Genomic DNA, 17,884 nt, shown 5'->3' on the forward strand with positions numbered 1-17,884 from the left:
CATTGGGCTGGTAAGCGGATAATTTTTATGAGCTATATCAAAACTTCTTATAGCACCTATGTTTACTATACTTAGCAGCTAATACAGCCTCTTAAAAACATTTCTGGAGTAAGCGATGCGCTATTCTTTAAAGCAACTTACCGTATTTGAAGCCGTTGCAACCCACGGCAGCGTAAGTGCAGCCGCCGACAAGCTCGCGCTCACTCAATCTGCCGCGAGCATGTCGTTGGCTCAACTTGAAAAACTATTAGGAAAGCCACTATTTGATAGGCGTGGCAAGCGGATGGTACTAAGCCAGTGGGGCCTGTGGCTGCGGCCAAAGGCCAAACAGTTATTGTTAGACGCCATGCAAATTGAAGAAGGGTTTGCCGAGCAGCAACTAGTAAGTGGCGAACTGCAGCTTTGCGCTAGCCAAACCGCGGCAGAACACTTAATCCCAGATCTCATCAGTAATATTGATAATAACTTTCCCCAGCTACGTATCAGCTTTTCCGTAGAAAATACCGCAGAGGTAATTAATGGCTTAATTAACTACGATTACCAACTAGGAGTGATTGAAGGGCGCTGTGACGATGACCGAATTGCTCACCAAGTATGGTGTAACGACCACTTAGTGATTGTGGCCGCCGCCCACCACCCTTACGCAAAGTTAGAGCGGGTGAGCATTGCCCAGCTCGAGCAAGCTCGTTGGGTACTGCGCGAGCAAGGAGCAGGCACCCGGAGAGTATTTGATAGCGCTATTCAGGGCACTATTGACTCACTAAAGGTTCACCGAGAATACGAACACGTGCCAGTGTTGCGCTCTATGGTTGCTAACAATAACTATTTAAGCTGCCTGCCTTACCTAGATGTAATCAAAGCACTGGAGTTAGGTGAGCTGGTCAGGCTAAACGTACCAGAGCTCAACATTGAACGGTCGTTATCATTTGTCTGGCGTAATGACACACCTGAGAATCCACTTCGCGACTTAGTGATTACTGAAGCGAAGCGCATGTTTAAAGTCCACCATCGCGATATGTAACTAATAGGCTTGCATACAAAAACAAAAGCACCCAGACAAATGATAATGATTATCGTTTAATTTGGGTACTTTATGAATCGCTTATGTCTTTTATCTAGCTTAGTTAGCAGCAGTGCCATAGCAAATACAGATCCCAGCTCAGAGAACCTAAACTAATGGGAATCACTGGCCATGGCTTTATCACTGCTCGCTACAGCAGTATTTTGCTTATGGGTAATCTGTAAAATAAAGGCGCTAAACGCGCTCTTACCAAATAGCTTGCCTAGCCATTAGCCTACAGAGCAAGTTGCTAGAAAAACTCCAATAAAAATAGTATCGAGCTAGGCCAATAGCGTAAATGAGCCAATGCTATATGCTGGTACCAAAATCCTCATAAATCTTCTGATATTGCTGCTGAGTTCGTTGCAGCGAAAACTCCTCTAACACGCGTTGTCGTCCAGCTCGCCCAAACTCGATTAAGCGCTCTGGCTGAGCTAAGGCTTTTTCAATTATCTCTGCTAGTTTTTTGCTATCGTCATAATCAAATAACCAACCGTTTAGATCTTCTTGTACCAGTACTCCATTACCGCCCACTTTACTAGCAACCACTGCTCGCTTATACGCCATAGCTTCCATAATGGCCAAGGACATGCCTTCGGTTCTTGACGTCATCGCCAGTAATTCGAAACAGTTATAAATTTTACTGCGATCGCTGACCATGCCATGGAAAACGACTTCGGCATTAGCTAAATGCTGTTGGGTAAACTCTTGCAGCGGAGCCAACTGGTCGCCGGTGCCAAAAAAGTGCACTTCAACCTTTTGTTGTGTCCCCTTAGGCAATAAGCGAACAGCTTCAAGCAAACTAATTTGATGTTTAAGGCTTACTAAGCGCCCTACTGAGCCAATACGTAAACGCCCATCTTGCGGATGAGGAACAATATCTTTTTCCTCCGGCATGGCAATACCGTTATCAATTACCGAAGAATCTACATGTTCCCAACCGTGCTCTTCGTGAAAGATTTGCTGACCCTCTTCCGAAACAAAACAAATGCTATCGATAAACCGGCGGGCAAAACGGTGCACTTTACGCCAACGGTTAGTCGCTAATCGCGCTGCGCCATGGCGGGTATAAACAATTTTACGCTCTAAACAAAACGGCAAGATAGGTAGGGACAACATAACGGCTGAAGGTGAATGCATGTGAATGATAGGGTGGCGCCGATAAGCTTGCCATAAGCGTAATTGCACTAGGCCTTTCATGCCACGGATGACTGTCACTTTTAAGTTAAGAGCCTCAGCCACCACCACAAGAGGGTCATCATGATGCCCCAAAGAAATAATTTCAGGTTCCATTCCCTGAGCACGCTGTTCTACACATAAATCAATAACAAAGCGTTCTGCTCCTCCCACCTGTAAACTGCTCACAACATGAGATATCTTTTTACTTAACACGCTATTCACAATATCATTACTTACTTGACTATCCTTAGTGGCATTATGATAAGCCAGTTAGGGGTGAAGGATCACTCTCTAACTCAAAGAATTTGTTAATTTTCATCAAAGGATTTACCAGAATGGATTCTTCATTGCGAGTACTTGAAGTGGTACAAAGCCTCGAACGAGGCGGTCGCACAGTTAGATTCATTACCACCGTAGCGGGATTAAGAGACAACGGTGTGTTTGTGCTGCCGGTAAGTTTTAAAGCACCTCACAGTAGTATTCAACAACCCGACCAGCTAGAAGTGCTGCACACCAAGGCTTTTGACGGCCCTTGTATTTTTTACAACTTAGTCAGATTAATCAAAAAACACCGGATCAACTTAGTTCATTGTCACTGCGATCGCAGCATGATCTGGGCAGGTTTGGCAGCCAAAGTGTGCAATGTGCCTACTGTACTTACTTTTCATCGTTCAATTTTACGCTACTACCAAGAAAATCGAATAAATCGCATTTTAAGGCGCTTAGCCAACTGCTTCGTTGCAGTTTCCGAGCAACGCAGGCAGTTGCTTATACAAAACCTGGGTTTAAGCGAACAACGCTGCTTAGCTAATCATGCGGGAGTCGATACCCAAATTGCACCTTTGCAACCTGCTCAAGCGCGCAAAAATCTTCAGCTTCCCGAAAATCAAATTATTTTGTTTAGTGCAGGCCACCTAGGGCGAATTAAAGGCCATCAAGATACGCTAAAAGCGTTTAAGCTATTGCCACAACGGAATAACTGTCAGTTATATATAGCCGGTAGCGGTTCTAAGAAAGAAAGCGAGGCACTGCTACGCTATCGCGATAAATTAGGACTGCAAGAACAAGTGCATTTTCTTGGGCAAATTAGTAATACCGCTGCATGGATGGAGGCTGCAGACATTTTTGTACAACCTTCTTTAGAAGAAGCCTTTGGTCTAGTATTTATTGAGGCTGGCTTGCATCATACTCCCGTGGTAGCCACTAAAGTTGGAGGTATCCCCGATATTGTAATAGACGGCGAAACCGGCTTTTTGGTACCTGCAGCAAAGCCCGAGCTATTAGCAAACACTATAGCTAAGCTGATTGACTCCAAAGCGCTACGAGAAAGGCTTGGGAAGGCCGCAGCGCTGCGCATTCGCTCGCAATTTGATACACAGCATATGATTAACAATTATTTAGGTATTTTTAACCGACTTCTCAAGGAAGCTTAAGCGAGAGCAGCATGGACAAGAATTCGATAACCGTTGTAATTACCCCGCGAGACCGTTACTCAGGCATCATTAATTGTATTCGCAACTTATATCTATGCACCGAGCAGCACTTTGAACTCAAAGTCATCGATTTAGATTATCCAAGTTCACTTAAGCAAAAAATCAAAAAAGAGCTAGCTCAACACCAAAATGCCGAATTGATAAGTTACGGATTAATCTCACCAATTCAAGCTATGAAGCAAGTAAGGCCTCTTATAAAAACAGAGTACGTAATGTTTCTTGATAATGACTCCAACGTCACTGCTAATTGGCTCCCACCCTTACTAGAGATAGCCAACAGCGATCCAAAAATTGCGGTGGTAAACCCGGTAACACTCGAGAAAGAAGGAGTTGATAAGGGCGCGGAACTACGTAATCACCTATTTACAAATGCAGTACACACTATTGATTATCAGGGTGAAGATTACCTTATTGAACATAAGTCTTTTCGCCGCTCATTACCCGAGGAGCTTCCTCAAGGTATCCAAGAAAGTGAAATGTTCGAGCTACATGGCGTGCTGTTTAGCACTAAAGCCTTAAAAGACATTGAGCTGCCAGATATGGTAATACGCGAACACATCGATATAGGCATTCAACTTCGTCAAAAAGGTTACAAAATTGTCACTCAGCCTGAATCAATCATTATTTTTGATAATCTAGGCACCAGAATGGCTTGGTACGATATGAAGTTCTTCTTCTTCCGATGGCACCCTAAATATACCGAAGCCTCTTCACGTCTTTTTGAAGAGCGCTGGGGATACCGTTTCTATTCCGAACAAGCGATGTACTTGTGGGTATTTAGACGCAAGGTATTCTTGTTTGCTCGTTGGTTATATATTCCGGTTAACGGAGCCAACATGGCAGTTCGCATTGCAGCCAAACTTCGTTCATTTGTTAAGCCAGTTTGGGATCCCATCCAGGGTGTGGAGCAAAAAGCCTCCCCCGCTCCACTAAGTATGTTTTCTAAAGCCAAATAAAAAAGCCCGGCAAAGCCGGGCTATTTTATTTTTGTATAATGTTAGTCTAACGAGACACTACCGTTTATATCTGAAGCTTTACTGTCATACAATTTATGAGGAAATTGTTTCTCCATATAAATTTGATCAGATTGGGTGATTGAGGAAGAAAAGCGCAGCTTCATTTTTCCGTCACTGTTAATACCTTTTACCAAGCCAACAACCTTGCGGCCGCGCATCATTTGACGACAATCGTGGATGAATGAACTTGGTACATGCCCTTTAACCACGGTGACTTTTCCGGAGCGCAGTTCACACACAAAGGTGTAATGAATATGCCTCAAACGGTACACCAAAACTGCTAAAGCAATAAAACCAATCACTATACTGATAGTCAAACGGAACACTCCCTGTGTTGAGTTGCTAGCCTAATAAAATCAAAGCCTTATTCGGCCTGAAATGAATAAACTCAGCAAGGGTAATATTAAGCGCATCGCTTGACTAGGTTTAAGTTCAATATTTTGATTACTATCAGTAATTTATGCCTGTTTTGATAGCTTGATCAACAAAATCTTTACAAGCAAGACCATGAAAACATTTTCAATAATTTGACAAAAGCGAACAATAGTTAACTAGATAAATAAGTTAAACGTACAGAAAACCAGCTCATTAAGAGTGAAAAATAGGCGGAAGGAAAAGACTCGCTGCCGAAGTTGACAGCGAGAACGTTCAACTTACTTCTTAATACCTTCGATCACTAAGTCCATTGCCACGGTCGTAGATTTAGGACCAAGATTGGTAGGAATACCAAAGTCTTTCATCACTAATTCTGTTGAGCCAACAAAACCAGCACGATAGCCGCCCCATGGGTCTTTACCTTCACCCACTTTAGTCACATCAATTACGATGTCTTTTGTCACGCCACGCAGCGTAAGCTGACCATAAAGCTTGCCACCTTCGTCACCATTCGCTTCATATTTGCTGCTGGTAAAGCTTGCTTCTGGGTATTGATCTACTGCTAGGAAGTCTTTACTGCGAATGTGCTTGTCACGCTCAGCGTGATTAGAGTTAACCGAAGTAGCATCAATTTTAACGCTAACGGTGGTCGCCTCTGGCGCCGCTTGGTCGTAACTAAAGTCACCACTAAAGGTATCAAAGCGGCCTACTACAAAGCTGTAACCTAAATGGTTAACTTTAAAGTTAATTGAAGCATGTGCACCGCGAGTATCAATGGTGTAATCGGCAGCGCTAGCCGGTAAGGCTAAGCCCATTGTACTGGCTAACAATAATGCGGCTTTAAGTTGTGTTTTCATTGTCTGTCCCTTTAGGTTATTTAGTCGACTTAAGCATTCGAACTAAGGTGTTATCTTTATCTATAAAGTGATGTTTTAGAGCAGCAAAGGCATGACCTGCAGCCAATACAATTAATGCCCAAGCTAAAATCTCATGAATATCGCCGGCCAGCTCTTCTTGCTGAGCAATACCGGTAATGGTGGCGGGAACCTCAAACCATTCAAACACCACAATGGCACGTCCATCGGCGGTAGAAATTAGGTAACCCGAAATCATTAAACAAAATAATAGTGCGTAAAGTAGCCAATGGCCGACTTTAGCTCCCTGCCTTTCCCAAGCTTTATGGTTAGCTGGAGACTCTGGATGTGGATTCAACATTCTCCAAATCAGTCGGAATAGCATCAACATAAACAACAATATCCCAACACTTTTATGGATCATCGGGGCGGTTTGGTACCAACTAGAGTAATAGTTTAAATCAACCATAAATAACCCTAGCCCAAACAAAGCAAAAACACTTAATGCCACCAACCAATGGATAACAATGGCTACCCATCCATAAGTCTGTTTGGTATTGCGAATACTCACTCGGTCCCCTTAAATATCTTCTGATATTACGTCGATGAAACTAGCATCGCTTAAATTCACAATGAAAAAAATTGAATTTTATGTGAAAAATCATTCGAACAATTAGAAAGAAAACCGCTCAAAGTTTTACTTCTCTCTCAAAAAAGCAACAAAACATCAGCAAAAGATCTTAGTTTATTTGTACTTTTAGTCTTAAAGCATAGTGCTAAATAAAGCTTAAAAGCGCCTTAAAAACTAAGATTTAATCAGCTAAGTGGAAAGTTGCCTATGCGCTATGGCATAGCTTGTTTACAGCAGGCTAACGTCACATTACAGTAATAAAATATTCATTTTACCTACTATACTTTTTACTGCACATTTTGCGTGTCTCGCAGCCGCGAGAAGAAATCACGTTGGGTACAAAACACTAGGTATGTGGACCCAATAGAGTAATACCAATCACACTAAGTGAGAGCTCAGAAATAGCGCAGGAAAAATACTCGAGAATAAGGCAGGATTTTTCGATAAGTAGTTATTCTACAATCAAAAATTCTAACGCAGTTATCGAGTATTTTAACCAGGTAGAATGAACAGTTACTTAGTACGATTGGTATAAAGCTTGGAGTAGGCTTATGAAACGATCACGCTTTGATGATATGGACGAATGGGATGAAGAAGACCTAGTCCATAACGCAAAAAGTCATAAAAACCAGCGGGACAAAGCACGTGCTCGTCGCCGCATCGACGAATACAACGAGCGGAAACAATTAGAACGCTACATAGACGAAGACTATAACTAGTTACAGTAATCGCGAAGGGGGAAGTGATGGCACTTCCCCCTTTCTATTGCCATCACAACAAGCTATTTAGCTATGCAAGCCATTATTCCCTACCTTAATTTTTCAGGTAAAGCCGAACAAGCTTTAGCTTTTTATCAGCACTGCTTTAAAGGCGAAGTTATGGCGTTAATGCGCTTTAGCGATAACCAAACCGACATACCCATTCCCGATGAATTATTGAATAAAGTGATGCATTGTCACTTCAAAGCCGGAGAACTGGAATTTATGGCATCCGATGGCATGCCCGTAGAGCGGCTAAAAAACGCGGGTAATATCGAGCTCAACTTAAACTTTTCAGACTTGGCCGAGCAACAACAGGTATTCGAAAAGCTTTCTGAAAACGGCAGCATCACTATGGGTTTGCAAAATACGTTTTGGCAAGCGCGTTTTGCTAGAGTGTGCGACCAGTTTGGCATCAACTGGATGCTAAATTGCCCTCTCAACTAAGAAGTTGATAATGTTATTCACATACCTCGCTTGCGGAAAAACTGCGCGGGGTCACCGGGGCTCTCTTGGTACAACTCAAACGACTTCTCAGCAATTATCTCTCCAGCTAATTCAATGGTCATGCGCCAAGTTCCTAGCTTATTGCTAATAGGAGCCCAAATGGTATCACCTAAATAAAAATCCCAATCGTTGCTGCGAATATACTCTTCACCATCAAAAGGAGCCATAACCTCGCCATCTTCATCTGGGATATTGGGGTGGTAGATGCAATAGCGAATCTTCTGGCCCTTGGCTTTCTTAATATTAATAATCAAGCCGAACTCAACATCTATTTGAGCTTCAACTTGGGTGGTAAATTGGCTAACCTGCGGCAGTGCTTTGGCATCGCTATCCCATTTATTATAAATGCCATAACTATGCAGTTTAACTTGGGGTTTCGCCTTGGCCATTGCTGTAAAACTCTTCTAATTGAATATCTTAATTGTCTATTTTACCTTAGACCTAGCTTTAGCTGCCATTACAATCCTTTCCCCCGCTTTACTTAAGGTGTAGGCTAAAAGCATAAATGAATCATAGCTTGGCCTTTAAGCCGCCAGCTAAATTGTCTCAAGGATGAACCTATGAAAAAGCTACTGACAGCAGCCCTTGTTTTTGCCAGTTGTTCACTGCAAGCAGCCCCCATTAATGAGTTGTTAGAGCTCAACGACAGCGAACTGCAAATGCAGATAATTCGTAACAATCTCAATCAAGCACTAATTCGTCAAAACCCTCCTTTAGAGAACTTTCGACCAGTACTGGACGAGTGGGCAAACACCTATCTTACTTGGGAAGAGATGAAACCAAAGATTGCTGAGGTTTATCTAAAACACTTTACTGATGAAGAGCTAGAGCAATTAGTCGCATTTTATAAAACCCCGGTTGGCAAAAAGAGCCAAGAGCTAAACGCTACATTAATTCGAGAAAGTGCGCTAGCTAGCGCTTTGGTGGCTAAGGGGCATCACAAAAAACTTGAGGAAATGTTGCAGCAAGCCGCAGCCAAACAAAAACAACAAACTGGTAACTAAGCTACGGCGCATCATGTTGTAATGCCAGCAACAACAAACTGGCATTACAATAACAAGCTTTAGGCTAGTGCTTTATTAGCTTTTAAACGGCTCTGCAAAAAGTGTAACAGCATGCCATATAGCGGAACAAACAAAGCAAGATTAACCGCAAGTTTGAAGCCGTAATCTACCCAGGCTATTTCGACCCAGTGTTCAGCCATAAAGGCGTCACTGCTGGCATAAAAGGCCACTGCAAAGAACAAGAAAGTATCCACCAAGTTGCCAAACACACTTGAGCCCGCAGGTGCTACCCACCAATGCTTAAGTTGGCGTAAACGATCAAACACTTTTACATCCAATAACTGACCTACCGAATAAGCCAAAAAGCTAGCCAAAGCAATACGCGCAACAAAAGCGTTCCAGGCTAACAAGCCGGCTAAACCTTGATAGTCACCTTGGTAAAACAATACCGACACAATGTAGCTTACCAACAAGGCTGGCAGCATTGCAGTAAAGATAATTTTGCGCGCCCTAGAGGCACCAAACAAGCGAACGGTAAGGTCGGTGGCTAGAAATATAAATGGGAAGGTAAACGCGCCCCAAGTGGTATGAAAACCAAATATGGTGAAGGGCAATTGCACTAAATAATTACTAGCAGCAATAGTAACGATATGGAATAAAGCGAGAATAATAACACTGCGGCGCTCGGCCTCAGTTAACTGTAAAAACCACATTATAGAACTACCTATCTTTTTGTTAATTGGGGGTGAGAGAACCCAAGGGCGGCGGAGTATTCCATAACTATTAGCTAACTGCAATAACTAAACGATTAGTCAAGAAATCATCGCTATTTGATTTTTTTGGTGATAACTAACAGTTTTTAAGCAAACAAACCTCTCAAAGCTTCGCTCACTGTCAGTTCTTGGTTAAACTGAGCTATTGCCCTGCCCGCGTTCAAACCTATCTGTGGTTTGTTGTTTGATTATGGCAGCAGCACTTACTTCAGCAGTGGGTGCTACGTTTAGTTAATTTAAAAGGATGCACTTTGTCTGGCTTATTGCGGATCATCTTGATCGATACTCACCTAAAAGGTGTGGTAGAACTTAAACTCGACCAACACAGCAATATATGTGGAACTAACGCCTCAGGTAAAACCACATTACAGCGTCTTATTCCGGTATTTTATGGCGAATACCCCAGCCGCGTAGTGCCAAGTACCCGCGACAGTTTCGAGCGCTGGTACCTACCACGAGAAGCCAGCTACATCATCTACGAGTACCAGCAATACAATGGCCAAGTAGCCCAAGTAGTCTTGTCATCGGGCCGTGAAGACCAAGGGGTAAAATACCGCTTTATTGGTAAGCCTTTTGAACTAGAAGATTTTATCGACAAACAAGACGAGCAAGGTACTTGGTTTTTGGCTCCTGCTAAACTAGGCCAAAAACTTAAGAAGCAAGAGTACAACGGCGCGGCGCTGGCCACCACCCGCTTTCTTAATACCAGAGAATTTCGGGCAATTATTCAAAACGATCGCAGCTTACAAAATGCTGGCGACAGCGATTTAAAAGCGTTTGCTCGCCAGTTTTCTATGTGCGATCCGAAACACGGCCTGCGCCACATTGAAAAGCTAGCTAAAGCAGTGCACTCCAAAGAAGGCAAAATGGAAACCATCAAATCGATGATTGCCGCCATTTTGGAAGAAGAAGGCGTTACCTTAAAACCAACTTGGGTAGATGCCAATAAAGCGCAAGCGTGGATCCAAGAAACCCGATTAATCCAGCAGTTTGAAGCGATCCGCCCTAAGTTCGTAAAACTAGAGCAAATCAACCAACAACTGCTTAGCAGCGAAGCGCAGCTAAACCAATTAGACAAACACCTACAAAACGATGAAGCACAGCTATTTAGCCAAAGTGAACATAGCCAACGCCAGCTTAACCAATTAAAACAACAGTTAAATGAACTAGAGCAAGAGTGGCAGAATCAACGCGAACAGCTTAACCAAGCTGTCTCTAGTGCCAATGCCGATGTATCAAGTTTCGACAAGCAACTTAATCACATCGAAGACGATTACCAAGCTTGGCAAGATAAAAACATCGAGCAAGCACTTAGCGCGGTTGAGCAGCTACCACTTTGGCGTGAGCAAGTGCGAGAAGTTAGCGAACGCCACCAGCTGCTCACCGAGCAACACAGCGACATTGAAGCCCACTTCAACCAACGCAAAAGCGAAATCAACGAGCAGCTAAACTCGGCATTAAACAAACTGCATAAAAACAAAGATCAGCTGCAGCAACAGCTCAACCAAGAGAAGCAACAGCAACAAGCTGAACTAAATAACGAACAGCAGCAGCAACAAAAACAAATTAGCCAGATTGAGCAAAGCTTCCAACAACAGCAGCACAAAAAGCAGTTAGAGTTAGCTCAGCTAGAAGCGGGCACCCTGCAAATGGGCTATACCGAAGAAGAAAGCCGCCAGCTTAATATCATGGATAATCGCCTCGATGAGGCCAACCAACAACAACAATTGTTATCTGCGCAAGTACGCCAACACAACCAACAATTGCATAACCTAAAGCAGCAGCGCCAACAAGCCGACCAAGCCTTGGCCAACGCTAGCCAACAATCTCGCCAGCTAGAACAAAAGCTAAGTGAGCTAAAAGACAACCTACAACCAGCCGATGGCAGCCTACTGGCGCACTTACGTAGCGAGCACCCGCAGTGGGAGCAAAGCATCGGTAAATTCATTAATCCTGGGCTGCTCAAACGTCGTGATTTAAAACCTCATAGCGAAACCAACCATCAAAGCGTATTTGGTCTAGCCATAGACTTAAAAGCCATCGATGCCCCAGAATGCGCCGCCACCGAAGAACAAATTAAACAGCAAATTGAGCAAATCCAGCAAAGCTTTAACGAGGCGCAAAAACAGCTTAAGCAAGCTGAAATCAATTTAAGTGATGCCAACAAAGCGGTGCAGCAGCAAGATTTGTCAGTCGCCGAAGCCACCGCAGCACATCATAATAGCGAAGATCAACTAAAGCGCCTGCAAGAAGAAAAACAATTGCTTAAAGAAAGTTTTTCTAGCGCCCTTAAACAGCGCCAAAGTGTTGGACTAGAAAAGCAAACTAAACTAAAAGCTTATTTAGACAATGCGCAAACGCAGCATCAAGAATACCTAGACGAGTTACGCGAACAACACCAAGAAGCCAAGCTAGAAAAAATGGCCTGGTGGGAAGAAAAAATTGATGCACTAGCCTTGCAACTAAGCCAAGCCCAAGACGCCATTAGCAATCGCCAAAAACAAGCGAAAGACGCGCTAAAACAGTCGGAACAATGGTATCGCGGCGAGTTGCAAGCACAGGGCTTAGATGACCAGCTCATTGTTGATTTAGCCAAGCAAAAGCGCCAACTTAATCAACAAATTCAAGACGCCGAACAATATCGTGATGAAGTAAGCGAATACAAAATTTGGCATCAACAAGTGTGGCTAAAGCAAAAACCACAACTTAACGATGCCCTTGCTAATGCTCGCCAAGCACAAAGCAGTGCTAAGCAAGCCCTTAACGAGCAACTGGCTCACTTCAAACAACAGCGCGATAGCCAGCAAGCTGAGCTTAGCAAGCTTAAACAAGAGCTAGAACAGCTACAGCAACAATACAGCCAAACTCAAAACCTATTGCGAAAAATCAAACTCTTGGCTTTACCCAAGCAAAACCACGCAGACCAAACAGCAGAAGCTGCCGGTACACCCGCCGAGCGAGCCCGCCAAGCCGAGCAGCAAATTGTGCAGCGCAACCAGCAGCTTGAGCAAGTAAATGAATCGGTGCGCCATTTTGATAGCCTATTAGCACAACAGGCTGGCTCAGACTTAAGCGAAACTTGGGAGCGTTCACGTGCCGCATGCCGGCGCACCAACGAAGAAGGAGAAAGCACCCTCGCCTATCGTGAGTTAGTGCCGCACCTATCTGAACTGTTAAACGGTTTAGTGCCGCAAAAAGTGCAAGGCCTAATCGATCACGGTCGCAACCTAGGCATGAGCATTAGCAGCTTCTACCAAAACTTAAGCGACATCGACCAACGAATTTTGAGTCAAAGTCGCCGAATTACCCGCGAAATTGGTGAAGACTTAAGCCTAGATGGCGTATCTGATTCAGCAGTAAAAATTCGCTCTAAGATTAGCGAACTAGAGTTTTGGGATGAACTAAAAGCCTTTGTAGATAACTTCCAAGCGTGGCAGCAGCAAGGCTTTAATCAATTGCCCGACGAAGACTACGCCACCAGCATGCGGGTAGCCCTAGACATTATTGGTCGCAGCGCACTTAAAGAAGGGGTATCGCGGTTATTGCTGATTGAGCTCACCCTGCGCGAGGGCAATAGCGACCTAGTGATCCGCACCGACCGCCAGCTTAATGAATCCAGTAGCCACGGCATGGCCTACTTAATTTTGTGTAAGTTCTTATTGGCCTTTACCCGCCTATTGCGTGGCAATGCCGATACTTACATTCACTGGCCAATTGATGAATTAGGCACCTTGCACCAAAGCAACGTGAAAAAGATCTTTGATGCCTGTGACCATAACCAAATTCGCATACTGGGGGCTTTTCCTAACCCAGAATCTGAAGTATTAGACTTGTTCACCCACCGCTACATCATCAACCGTGACAAGCGCCAACTGCAAGTTGTGCAGCCGCGGATTAATCCTTTACAAGAAAAGCTAAAAGCAGCCCAAGCGGCCAAAACCAGTACTAAACAAGCGGAGGCTGAGCTATGAGTAAATTAAGCGCCACCGGCATGAGCGAAACCGGGCGGATATTAGAAGCCCTGTTAAGTGGCCAATTTATCTGCCAAGTGAGTGACGAAGATGGTTTTCACTTTTTAGCCGAAGAAGTTAACCGCGAGCGCATCGACAGCCACTTACATGTACTTAACCGCCGCCTGGCCAGTGCTTGCGAAGGCGAACTGTATTTTTGCGCCTATCGCGAGCTAGGTGATAATGAACACAAAGTGATAAGCCAGCAATTTAGCGAAATAGCAGGTAGCTTACTGCCGCTCACCGAGTGGCTAATTCTCAGCCAAGAAGCACAAGGCCAAGATAGCCCCATTAGTGCCGGAGTGGCGCTGCGTTTAAGCGAGTTACAAACCGTGGTGGAAGACACCCCAGCACTGCGTGAACAATTGGCAAAAATTTCTCAATACAAATTGTTTGGCTCAACCAGTAGCCAAGTAGATGGCCAACTTAAGCAAGTGTTTAAGCGCCTCTGTGAACAAGGTTATTTGGTTCGCCCTAACCAAGAAAAGCAGATCTACATTGCCACAGCAAAAGTGGATTACATTTTTGAAGTGATTAGCTTTATTGATGAAGCCGAAGGCCTAGGCTTAGAACAACAAGCCATGGATGCCATTGGCCAGCAGGAGCCCTTACTGTGAACCAACATTTGCAACAAGCTGGCTTAAAGCTATTTAAGCTGCTTGCGCGTCATGGCGAAAGCCTGATGCATGCTTACGTTAACGGCAAGCTAGATGAAAGTAAGCTAGACAGTAAACAAATTGATGCCTTACTCAAAGCTGGCGTTATTTGGCGCCCATCCGCCGACGAAGGTTTGCATCTAAGCTCTAACTTGCGCTCATTATTAGAAGAAGCCTTAAGTGATACTCGAAATCGGCAAATTGATTCTAATGTTGGCTCGCGCTTAGAAACCATTAAAACCTTGGCAGCACACTACAAAGAAGCCTTACATATTGGCGATTTAGCCGCAGCCGACGTTTATCTCAGCGATTTAAGCGAACACAGCTACAGCCTCACCGAAAGCCTGCGCCATAGCTCACGGGTATTGTGGAGCCGAATCAACAATGAGTTTGGTTATGTGCCCAGCTTAAGCGCCAAAATCCGTGAAAATGAGTTAGCTCAGCAGCAAGTAAGCGAACTGCTCAATAGCCTTGCCTTATTAAACTTTGATACTTTGAGCCAAATAGCTGGCGATATTCGCGAGCTGCGCCGGATCTTGGTGTTGAACCTAAGCCAAGCGGTTTACGACTGCACCCAAGAGCTGGCCGTTGTGCAAACACGCCTACTCACTTTGCTGGGGCGCTTTCGCGAGTTACGTGGTAAGTCTCGCCTGCTTAAAGGTTTGCAGCTATTTCATGCTCAGCATCCCGACTTCAGCCCGAAAGACCCAACTCAGCAAATCGATGTAGCAAGCTTATTTAACCAAGCCCCTGCACTGCTATCCAAGGCCAGTGTTGATATTCACAACAGCGAACATGAACACGACTTATTGCTATCGCTTAGCCAGCTCAAGTTGCAACGTCATACTAAAGTGAGTGAAACCAACACCGAACATGCGGTTTCTCTAGAAGGTGCCGAAGAGTTTGCCCTGCAAGAGCAAAAGATTAAACAAGATGTAGAGAACTACCTGTTAGGTGTAATAGAAAGTGCTGCGGGCCAAACGGCCTTAGAGTACTATCAAGAACAGCACTTAGAATGGGATGCCGAAGCCTGGTTGTATCAAGTATGGGGCAGCTACCATGCACTACCAGAAGAACAACGCGACTACTTTGCACTTGACCCCATCGAAGACCCACACCCAATCTTTAGCGGCAACCGGATTGTTCGCGATTTACAGGTATGGTTACGTTAATTCAGCTAATAAATGTGCTTAGTTAACTAAGCACATTCTTGCCGACTAATTAAGCCGCGCCTATATTTAATTACAAGTACTTACGTTTAAGATACAGAAATATTTGACTGACTAATTCATTATTTTAGAATATGCCAAATGTTGGGCTGGGACGCATTAGAGAATAAACATGAAAGTAGTTGATTTTATTAAGAAAAAACGTGAAATGCTAGCTCAAAACCCATTTGAATTGAAAGATTGGCTATCGCCTGCAATTCGCGATCATTGGATTGAGTTTCTAAATAAAGCGCATGATAGTCAATTAGTTAACTGGGTCAGGGAACATCAATTAAGCTCAAACGGTGAGCAACAAGCCAGTTTTAAAGATACCATCGAGTTACACCCTAAAGCCGAAGCCTTGCTTGAAGAGTTATCTATGCAGCTAGGTGAGGAAATTCACATTGGTGATTGGCTCAATGTCACTCAAGAGCGCATCAATCAATTTGCTGATGTCACCAAAGATCATCAGTGGTTGCACACCGATCCACAGCGCGCCGCAGAAGAGTCACCGTTTAAAACCACCATTGCTCATGGTTTTTTAACCTTGTCCTTGCTGCCTGCACTTACCGAGAGTGTTGACCCAGACAAACCGCTTTATCCATCGGCAAAAATGATGGTGAATTACGGCATCAACCAAGTGCGTTTTCCTTACCCGGTTAAGGTAAATAACCGGATTAGAGCACGCACCCGCTTAACCAAGGTGGTACCTATTAAGCGAGGTTTGGAGCTAGTAAAAGAAATTACCGTAGAAATTGAAGGCTGTCGCCGCCCAGCTTGTGTAGTGGAATCGGTGGTTCGTCTCTATTTTTAGTCGTCACAACTCGCTATGATGGTTCACGTTAGGGTTTAGTTAAAGGAGCTTAACGTGAACACAGCGCATTCTCATTCCATCTCTGTTCAGCAACATACCCATCAAAATAAGCCTTCCTACCAGTATTTACTGAGTCAGCCTAGCTCGCTAGATAGCGCTAAACATTACCCTTTAGTCCTGTTTCTGCATGGTCGTGGGGAAATAGGCGGTGAGATAGAAACGCTGCTCAATTTTGGCCCTAATCGCTACTTACAACAGCATCACCTAGACGCTATTTGTATAAGCCCACATGTGCCAGAAGGTCGCGACGGTTGGGCAATTGCCGAGTTGATTAGCTTACTCGACCAACTAGAACAACAACTTCCCATCGATAACAAGCAAATATATTTAACTGGCTTAAGCATGGGCGGTTTTGGCGTGACCAATTTAGCTTTAGCACAACCACAGCGCTTTGCTGCTTTAAGTATATTGGCTGCTGGCGATCCTAACCGCTTAGCGCCGTGGTCTTTAAACCTGCCAGCCCGCCCGGTTTGCGAAGAGCTATACCAACGACTTAACCAGCTACCGATTTGGTTAGCCCACGGCTTAAAAGACTCAGTGATCCCAGCTGAATTTTCTGTAGAGCTCGCAAGCAAGCTTGGTAAAATGGAACGCCATGCTCAACTACAAACCACTTGGTACCCACAGCATGAGCACAATATTTGGGACGATTTTTACGCCACTAGCAGTTTTTGGATCTGGCTATTTGAACAAACTAACCCAAGCCCAAAAAGTGAACAGCAAAGTTTGCAAGATTTAAGTCACCTAGCTGGTGACTACGGTAATCAGCATGACTATGTCAGCATTAGTTATTGCGAAAAACAGGGGCTTAAGCTGCTTTGTAAAGACTTACAAGACAACGAGCTAAGCTTCACCCTTTATCCAGTGGCCAAAGATCTACTGTTTTGTGAAATAGGTTGCTTACGCTTTATCGAGCAAGCAAACCAAACTCAGCTAGCTCTGACTCGTCTCACCCTACTCGATAAATTTGAGCTAAGTTAAACCCTTAACTAATTCGTTTTATGTAGCTGTCGCGCTGAATGTCTACCACTTCAGCGCTAAGACTTTTTACCATGGGCAATTCTGCAGCTAATCCTTCTACTAGCGCAGTGGTTAAGGCTAGCTTTTGCTCAGTCGTTCTTCCGGAAAGAATATGCAAACGAATATGTAAGAAGCTGTGATCGTCTAAACCACTCAATACATCTTGATAAGCAATGGCTCGCAGCTTAATTGCCGCGGGCTCAAACTCACCACTGTTTTTGAGTAAATAAAAAGCCTTAGCTAAGACCTCGCTGATAGTAATTTGCTCACTCAAGTCTTGAGAATATTCAACAATACAATGCGGCATTTTCGGTACTTTATATTTGCTAAAAATTTAAGCTTTACGATAGAAAAATTTATTTAGTAATACAATTTATAAAAACCAAGCTTTTGTTGATCTGGATCACATCTATAAAGTATGCTCGCTCAGATAATGCACGGCCCTTGGAGCACTGTGCTTTTTTTA

The 17,884-nt window shown here is 44.0% G+C and carries 18 protein-coding genes; 11 read left to right on the top strand and 7 right to left on the bottom strand.

What is annotated here, in order from left to right:
- Positions 1-115: 115 nt before the first annotated feature.
- Entirely contained in the window at positions 116-1,021 is a 906-nt protein-coding gene (locus K5L93_RS06365) for a LysR substrate-binding domain-containing protein (RefSeq protein ID WP_220718963.1), read from the top strand.
- A gap of 348 nt (positions 1,022-1,369) precedes the next feature.
- On the opposite strand, the gene K5L93_RS06370 is transcribed toward K5L93_RS06365, so the two are convergent.
- Positions 1,370-2,425 (bottom strand): glycosyltransferase family 4 protein, encoded by a 1,056-nt coding sequence (locus K5L93_RS06370; protein WP_220718964.1) that lies wholly within the window; start codon positions 2,423-2,425, stop codon positions 1,370-1,372.
- Between the two features lie 149 nt (positions 2,426-2,574).
- Between K5L93_RS06370 and K5L93_RS06375 the strand changes: the two genes are divergently transcribed.
- Both K5L93_RS06375 and K5L93_RS06380 read left to right on the top strand, forming a co-directional pair.
- On the top strand, positions 2,575-3,672 hold the full coding sequence (locus K5L93_RS06375) for a glycosyltransferase family 4 protein (protein WP_220718965.1): 1,098 nt from the start codon (positions 2,575-2,577) through the stop codon (positions 3,670-3,672).
- Between the two features lie 11 nt (positions 3,673-3,683).
- A complete protein-coding gene (locus tag K5L93_RS06380; RefSeq protein WP_220718966.1) occupies positions 3,684-4,688 on the top strand; it encodes a glycosyltransferase in 1,005 nt (334 codons plus the stop codon).
- A gap of 41 nt (positions 4,689-4,729) precedes the next feature.
- On the opposite strand, the gene K5L93_RS06385 is transcribed toward K5L93_RS06380, so the two are convergent.
- The 3 genes from K5L93_RS06385 to K5L93_RS06395 form a co-directional block, all read right to left on the bottom strand.
- Positions 4,730-5,065 carry a DUF3634 family protein gene (locus K5L93_RS06385; protein WP_220718967.1) on the bottom strand — a complete coding sequence of 112 codons (336 nt, stop codon included), beginning with the start codon at positions 5,063-5,065 and terminating at the stop codon, positions 4,730-4,732.
- A 336-nt stretch (positions 5,066-5,401) separates the two neighbouring features.
- Positions 5,402-5,980, bottom strand: a complete 579-nt coding sequence (locus K5L93_RS06390) for a YceI family protein (RefSeq protein WP_220718968.1) — start codon at positions 5,978-5,980, stop codon at positions 5,402-5,404.
- Between the two features lie 16 nt (positions 5,981-5,996).
- On the bottom strand, positions 5,997-6,548 hold the full coding sequence (locus K5L93_RS06395) for a cytochrome b (RefSeq protein ID WP_220718969.1): 552 nt from the start codon (positions 6,546-6,548) through the stop codon (positions 5,997-5,999).
- A gap of 611 nt (positions 6,549-7,159) precedes the next feature.
- Here K5L93_RS06395 and K5L93_RS06400 point away from each other — a divergent pair.
- Together K5L93_RS06400 and K5L93_RS06405 are read left to right on the top strand one after the other, a co-directional pair.
- Positions 7,160-7,327, top strand: coding sequence for a PA3496 family putative envelope integrity protein (locus K5L93_RS06400; protein ID WP_016403511.1), 168 nt, complete (start codon positions 7,160-7,162; stop codon positions 7,325-7,327).
- Positions 7,328-7,399: 72 nt separating this feature from the next.
- Entirely contained in the window at positions 7,400-7,813 is a 414-nt protein-coding gene (locus tag K5L93_RS06405; protein ID WP_220718970.1) for a VOC family protein, read from the top strand.
- Positions 7,814-7,830: 17 nt separating this feature from the next.
- Here the strand turns inward: K5L93_RS06405 and K5L93_RS06410 are convergent, their stop codons facing one another.
- Positions 7,831-8,262 carry a DUF3859 domain-containing protein gene (locus K5L93_RS06410; RefSeq protein ID WP_220718971.1) on the bottom strand — a complete coding sequence of 144 codons (432 nt, stop codon included), beginning with the start codon at positions 8,260-8,262 and terminating at the stop codon, positions 7,831-7,833.
- A gap of 171 nt (positions 8,263-8,433) precedes the next feature.
- On the opposite strand from K5L93_RS06410, the gene K5L93_RS06415 reads away from it, so the two are divergent.
- Positions 8,434-8,877, top strand: a complete 444-nt coding sequence (locus K5L93_RS06415; protein ID WP_016403514.1) for a DUF2059 domain-containing protein — start codon at positions 8,434-8,436, stop codon at positions 8,875-8,877.
- A 59-nt stretch (positions 8,878-8,936) separates the two neighbouring features.
- Here K5L93_RS06415 and K5L93_RS06420 read toward each other — a convergent pair whose 3' ends face one another.
- Positions 8,937-9,590 (bottom strand): 7-cyano-7-deazaguanine/7-aminomethyl-7-deazaguanine transporter, encoded by a 654-nt coding sequence (locus K5L93_RS06420; RefSeq protein WP_220718972.1) that lies wholly within the window; start codon positions 9,588-9,590, stop codon positions 8,937-8,939.
- Between the two features lie 311 nt (positions 9,591-9,901).
- Here K5L93_RS06420 and K5L93_RS06425 point away from each other — a divergent pair, with 311 nt between their 5' ends.
- The 5 genes from K5L93_RS06425 to K5L93_RS06445 all read left to right on the top strand — a co-directional run bounded on the left by K5L93_RS06425 (position 9,902) and on the right by K5L93_RS06445 (position 17,379).
- Complete coding sequence (locus K5L93_RS06425) at positions 9,902-13,621, top strand: ATP-binding protein (protein WP_220718973.1); 3,720 nt, start codon at positions 9,902-9,904, stop codon at positions 13,619-13,621.
- On the top strand, positions 13,618-14,277 hold the full coding sequence (locus K5L93_RS06430; RefSeq protein WP_220718974.1) for a condensin complex protein MksE: 660 nt from the start codon (positions 13,618-13,620) through the stop codon (positions 14,275-14,277). Before K5L93_RS06425 ends, K5L93_RS06430 begins: the two co-directional genes overlap by 4 nt.
- Entirely contained in the window at positions 14,274-15,488 is a 1,215-nt protein-coding gene (locus tag K5L93_RS06435) for a phosphoenolpyruvate carboxylase (protein WP_220718975.1), read from the top strand. Before K5L93_RS06430 ends, K5L93_RS06435 begins: the two co-directional genes overlap by 4 nt.
- A 169-nt stretch (positions 15,489-15,657) precedes the next feature.
- On the top strand, positions 15,658-16,338 hold the full coding sequence (locus K5L93_RS06440; RefSeq protein ID WP_220718976.1) for a MaoC family dehydratase: 681 nt from the start codon (positions 15,658-15,660) through the stop codon (positions 16,336-16,338).
- A gap of 54 nt (positions 16,339-16,392) precedes the next feature.
- Complete coding sequence (locus K5L93_RS06445) at positions 16,393-17,379, top strand: carboxylesterase family protein (protein ID WP_220718977.1); 987 nt, start codon at positions 16,393-16,395, stop codon at positions 17,377-17,379.
- A 4-nt stretch (positions 17,380-17,383) separates the two neighbouring features.
- Here K5L93_RS06445 and K5L93_RS06450 read toward each other — a convergent pair whose 3' ends face one another.
- A complete protein-coding gene (locus K5L93_RS06450; protein WP_220718978.1) occupies positions 17,384-17,725 on the bottom strand; it encodes a 5-carboxymethyl-2-hydroxymuconate Delta-isomerase in 342 nt (113 codons plus the stop codon).
- Positions 17,726-17,884 lie beyond the last annotated feature (159 nt).

This window comes from Agarivorans litoreus (genome assembly GCF_019649015.1).
In the GTDB taxonomy this organism is placed as follows: domain Bacteria; phylum Pseudomonadota; class Gammaproteobacteria; order Enterobacterales; family Celerinatantimonadaceae; genus Agarivorans; species Agarivorans litoreus.

What these genes read in the sequence shown, in the direction of transcription:
- K5L93_RS06365 (WP_220718963.1), top strand. Translation starts at nt 116, where the DNA reads ATGCGCTATTCTTTAAAGCAACTTACCGTATTTGAAGCCGTTGCAACC.
- K5L93_RS06375 (WP_220718965.1), top strand. Translation starts at nt 2,575, where the DNA reads ATGGATTCTTCATTGCGAGTACTTGAAGTGGTACAAAGCCTCGAACGA.
- K5L93_RS06380 (WP_220718966.1), top strand. Translation starts at nt 3,684, where the DNA reads ATGGACAAGAATTCGATAACCGTTGTAATTACCCCGCGAGACCGTTAC.
- K5L93_RS06390 (WP_220718968.1), bottom strand. Translation starts at nt 5,980, where the DNA reads ATGAAAACACAACTTAAAGCCGCATTATTGTTAGCCAGTACAATGGGC.
- K5L93_RS06400 (WP_016403511.1), top strand. Translation starts at nt 7,160, where the DNA reads ATGAAACGATCACGCTTTGATGATATGGACGAATGGGATGAAGAAGAC.
- K5L93_RS06405 (WP_220718970.1), top strand. Translation starts at nt 7,400, where the DNA reads ATGCAAGCCATTATTCCCTACCTTAATTTTTCAGGTAAAGCCGAACAA.
- K5L93_RS06410 (WP_220718971.1), bottom strand. Translation starts at nt 8,262, where the DNA reads ATGGCCAAGGCGAAACCCCAAGTTAAACTGCATAGTTATGGCATTTAT.
- K5L93_RS06415 (WP_016403514.1), top strand. Translation starts at nt 8,434, where the DNA reads ATGAAAAAGCTACTGACAGCAGCCCTTGTTTTTGCCAGTTGTTCACTG.
- K5L93_RS06420 (WP_220718972.1), bottom strand. Translation starts at nt 9,590, where the DNA reads ATGTGGTTTTTACAGTTAACTGAGGCCGAGCGCCGCAGTGTTATTATT.
- K5L93_RS06430 (WP_220718974.1), top strand. Translation starts at nt 13,618, where the DNA reads ATGAGTAAATTAAGCGCCACCGGCATGAGCGAAACCGGGCGGATATTA.
- K5L93_RS06440 (WP_220718976.1), top strand. Translation starts at nt 15,658, where the DNA reads ATGAAAGTAGTTGATTTTATTAAGAAAAAACGTGAAATGCTAGCTCAA.
- K5L93_RS06450 (WP_220718978.1), bottom strand. Translation starts at nt 17,725, where the DNA reads ATGCCGCATTGTATTGTTGAATATTCTCAAGACTTGAGTGAGCAAATT.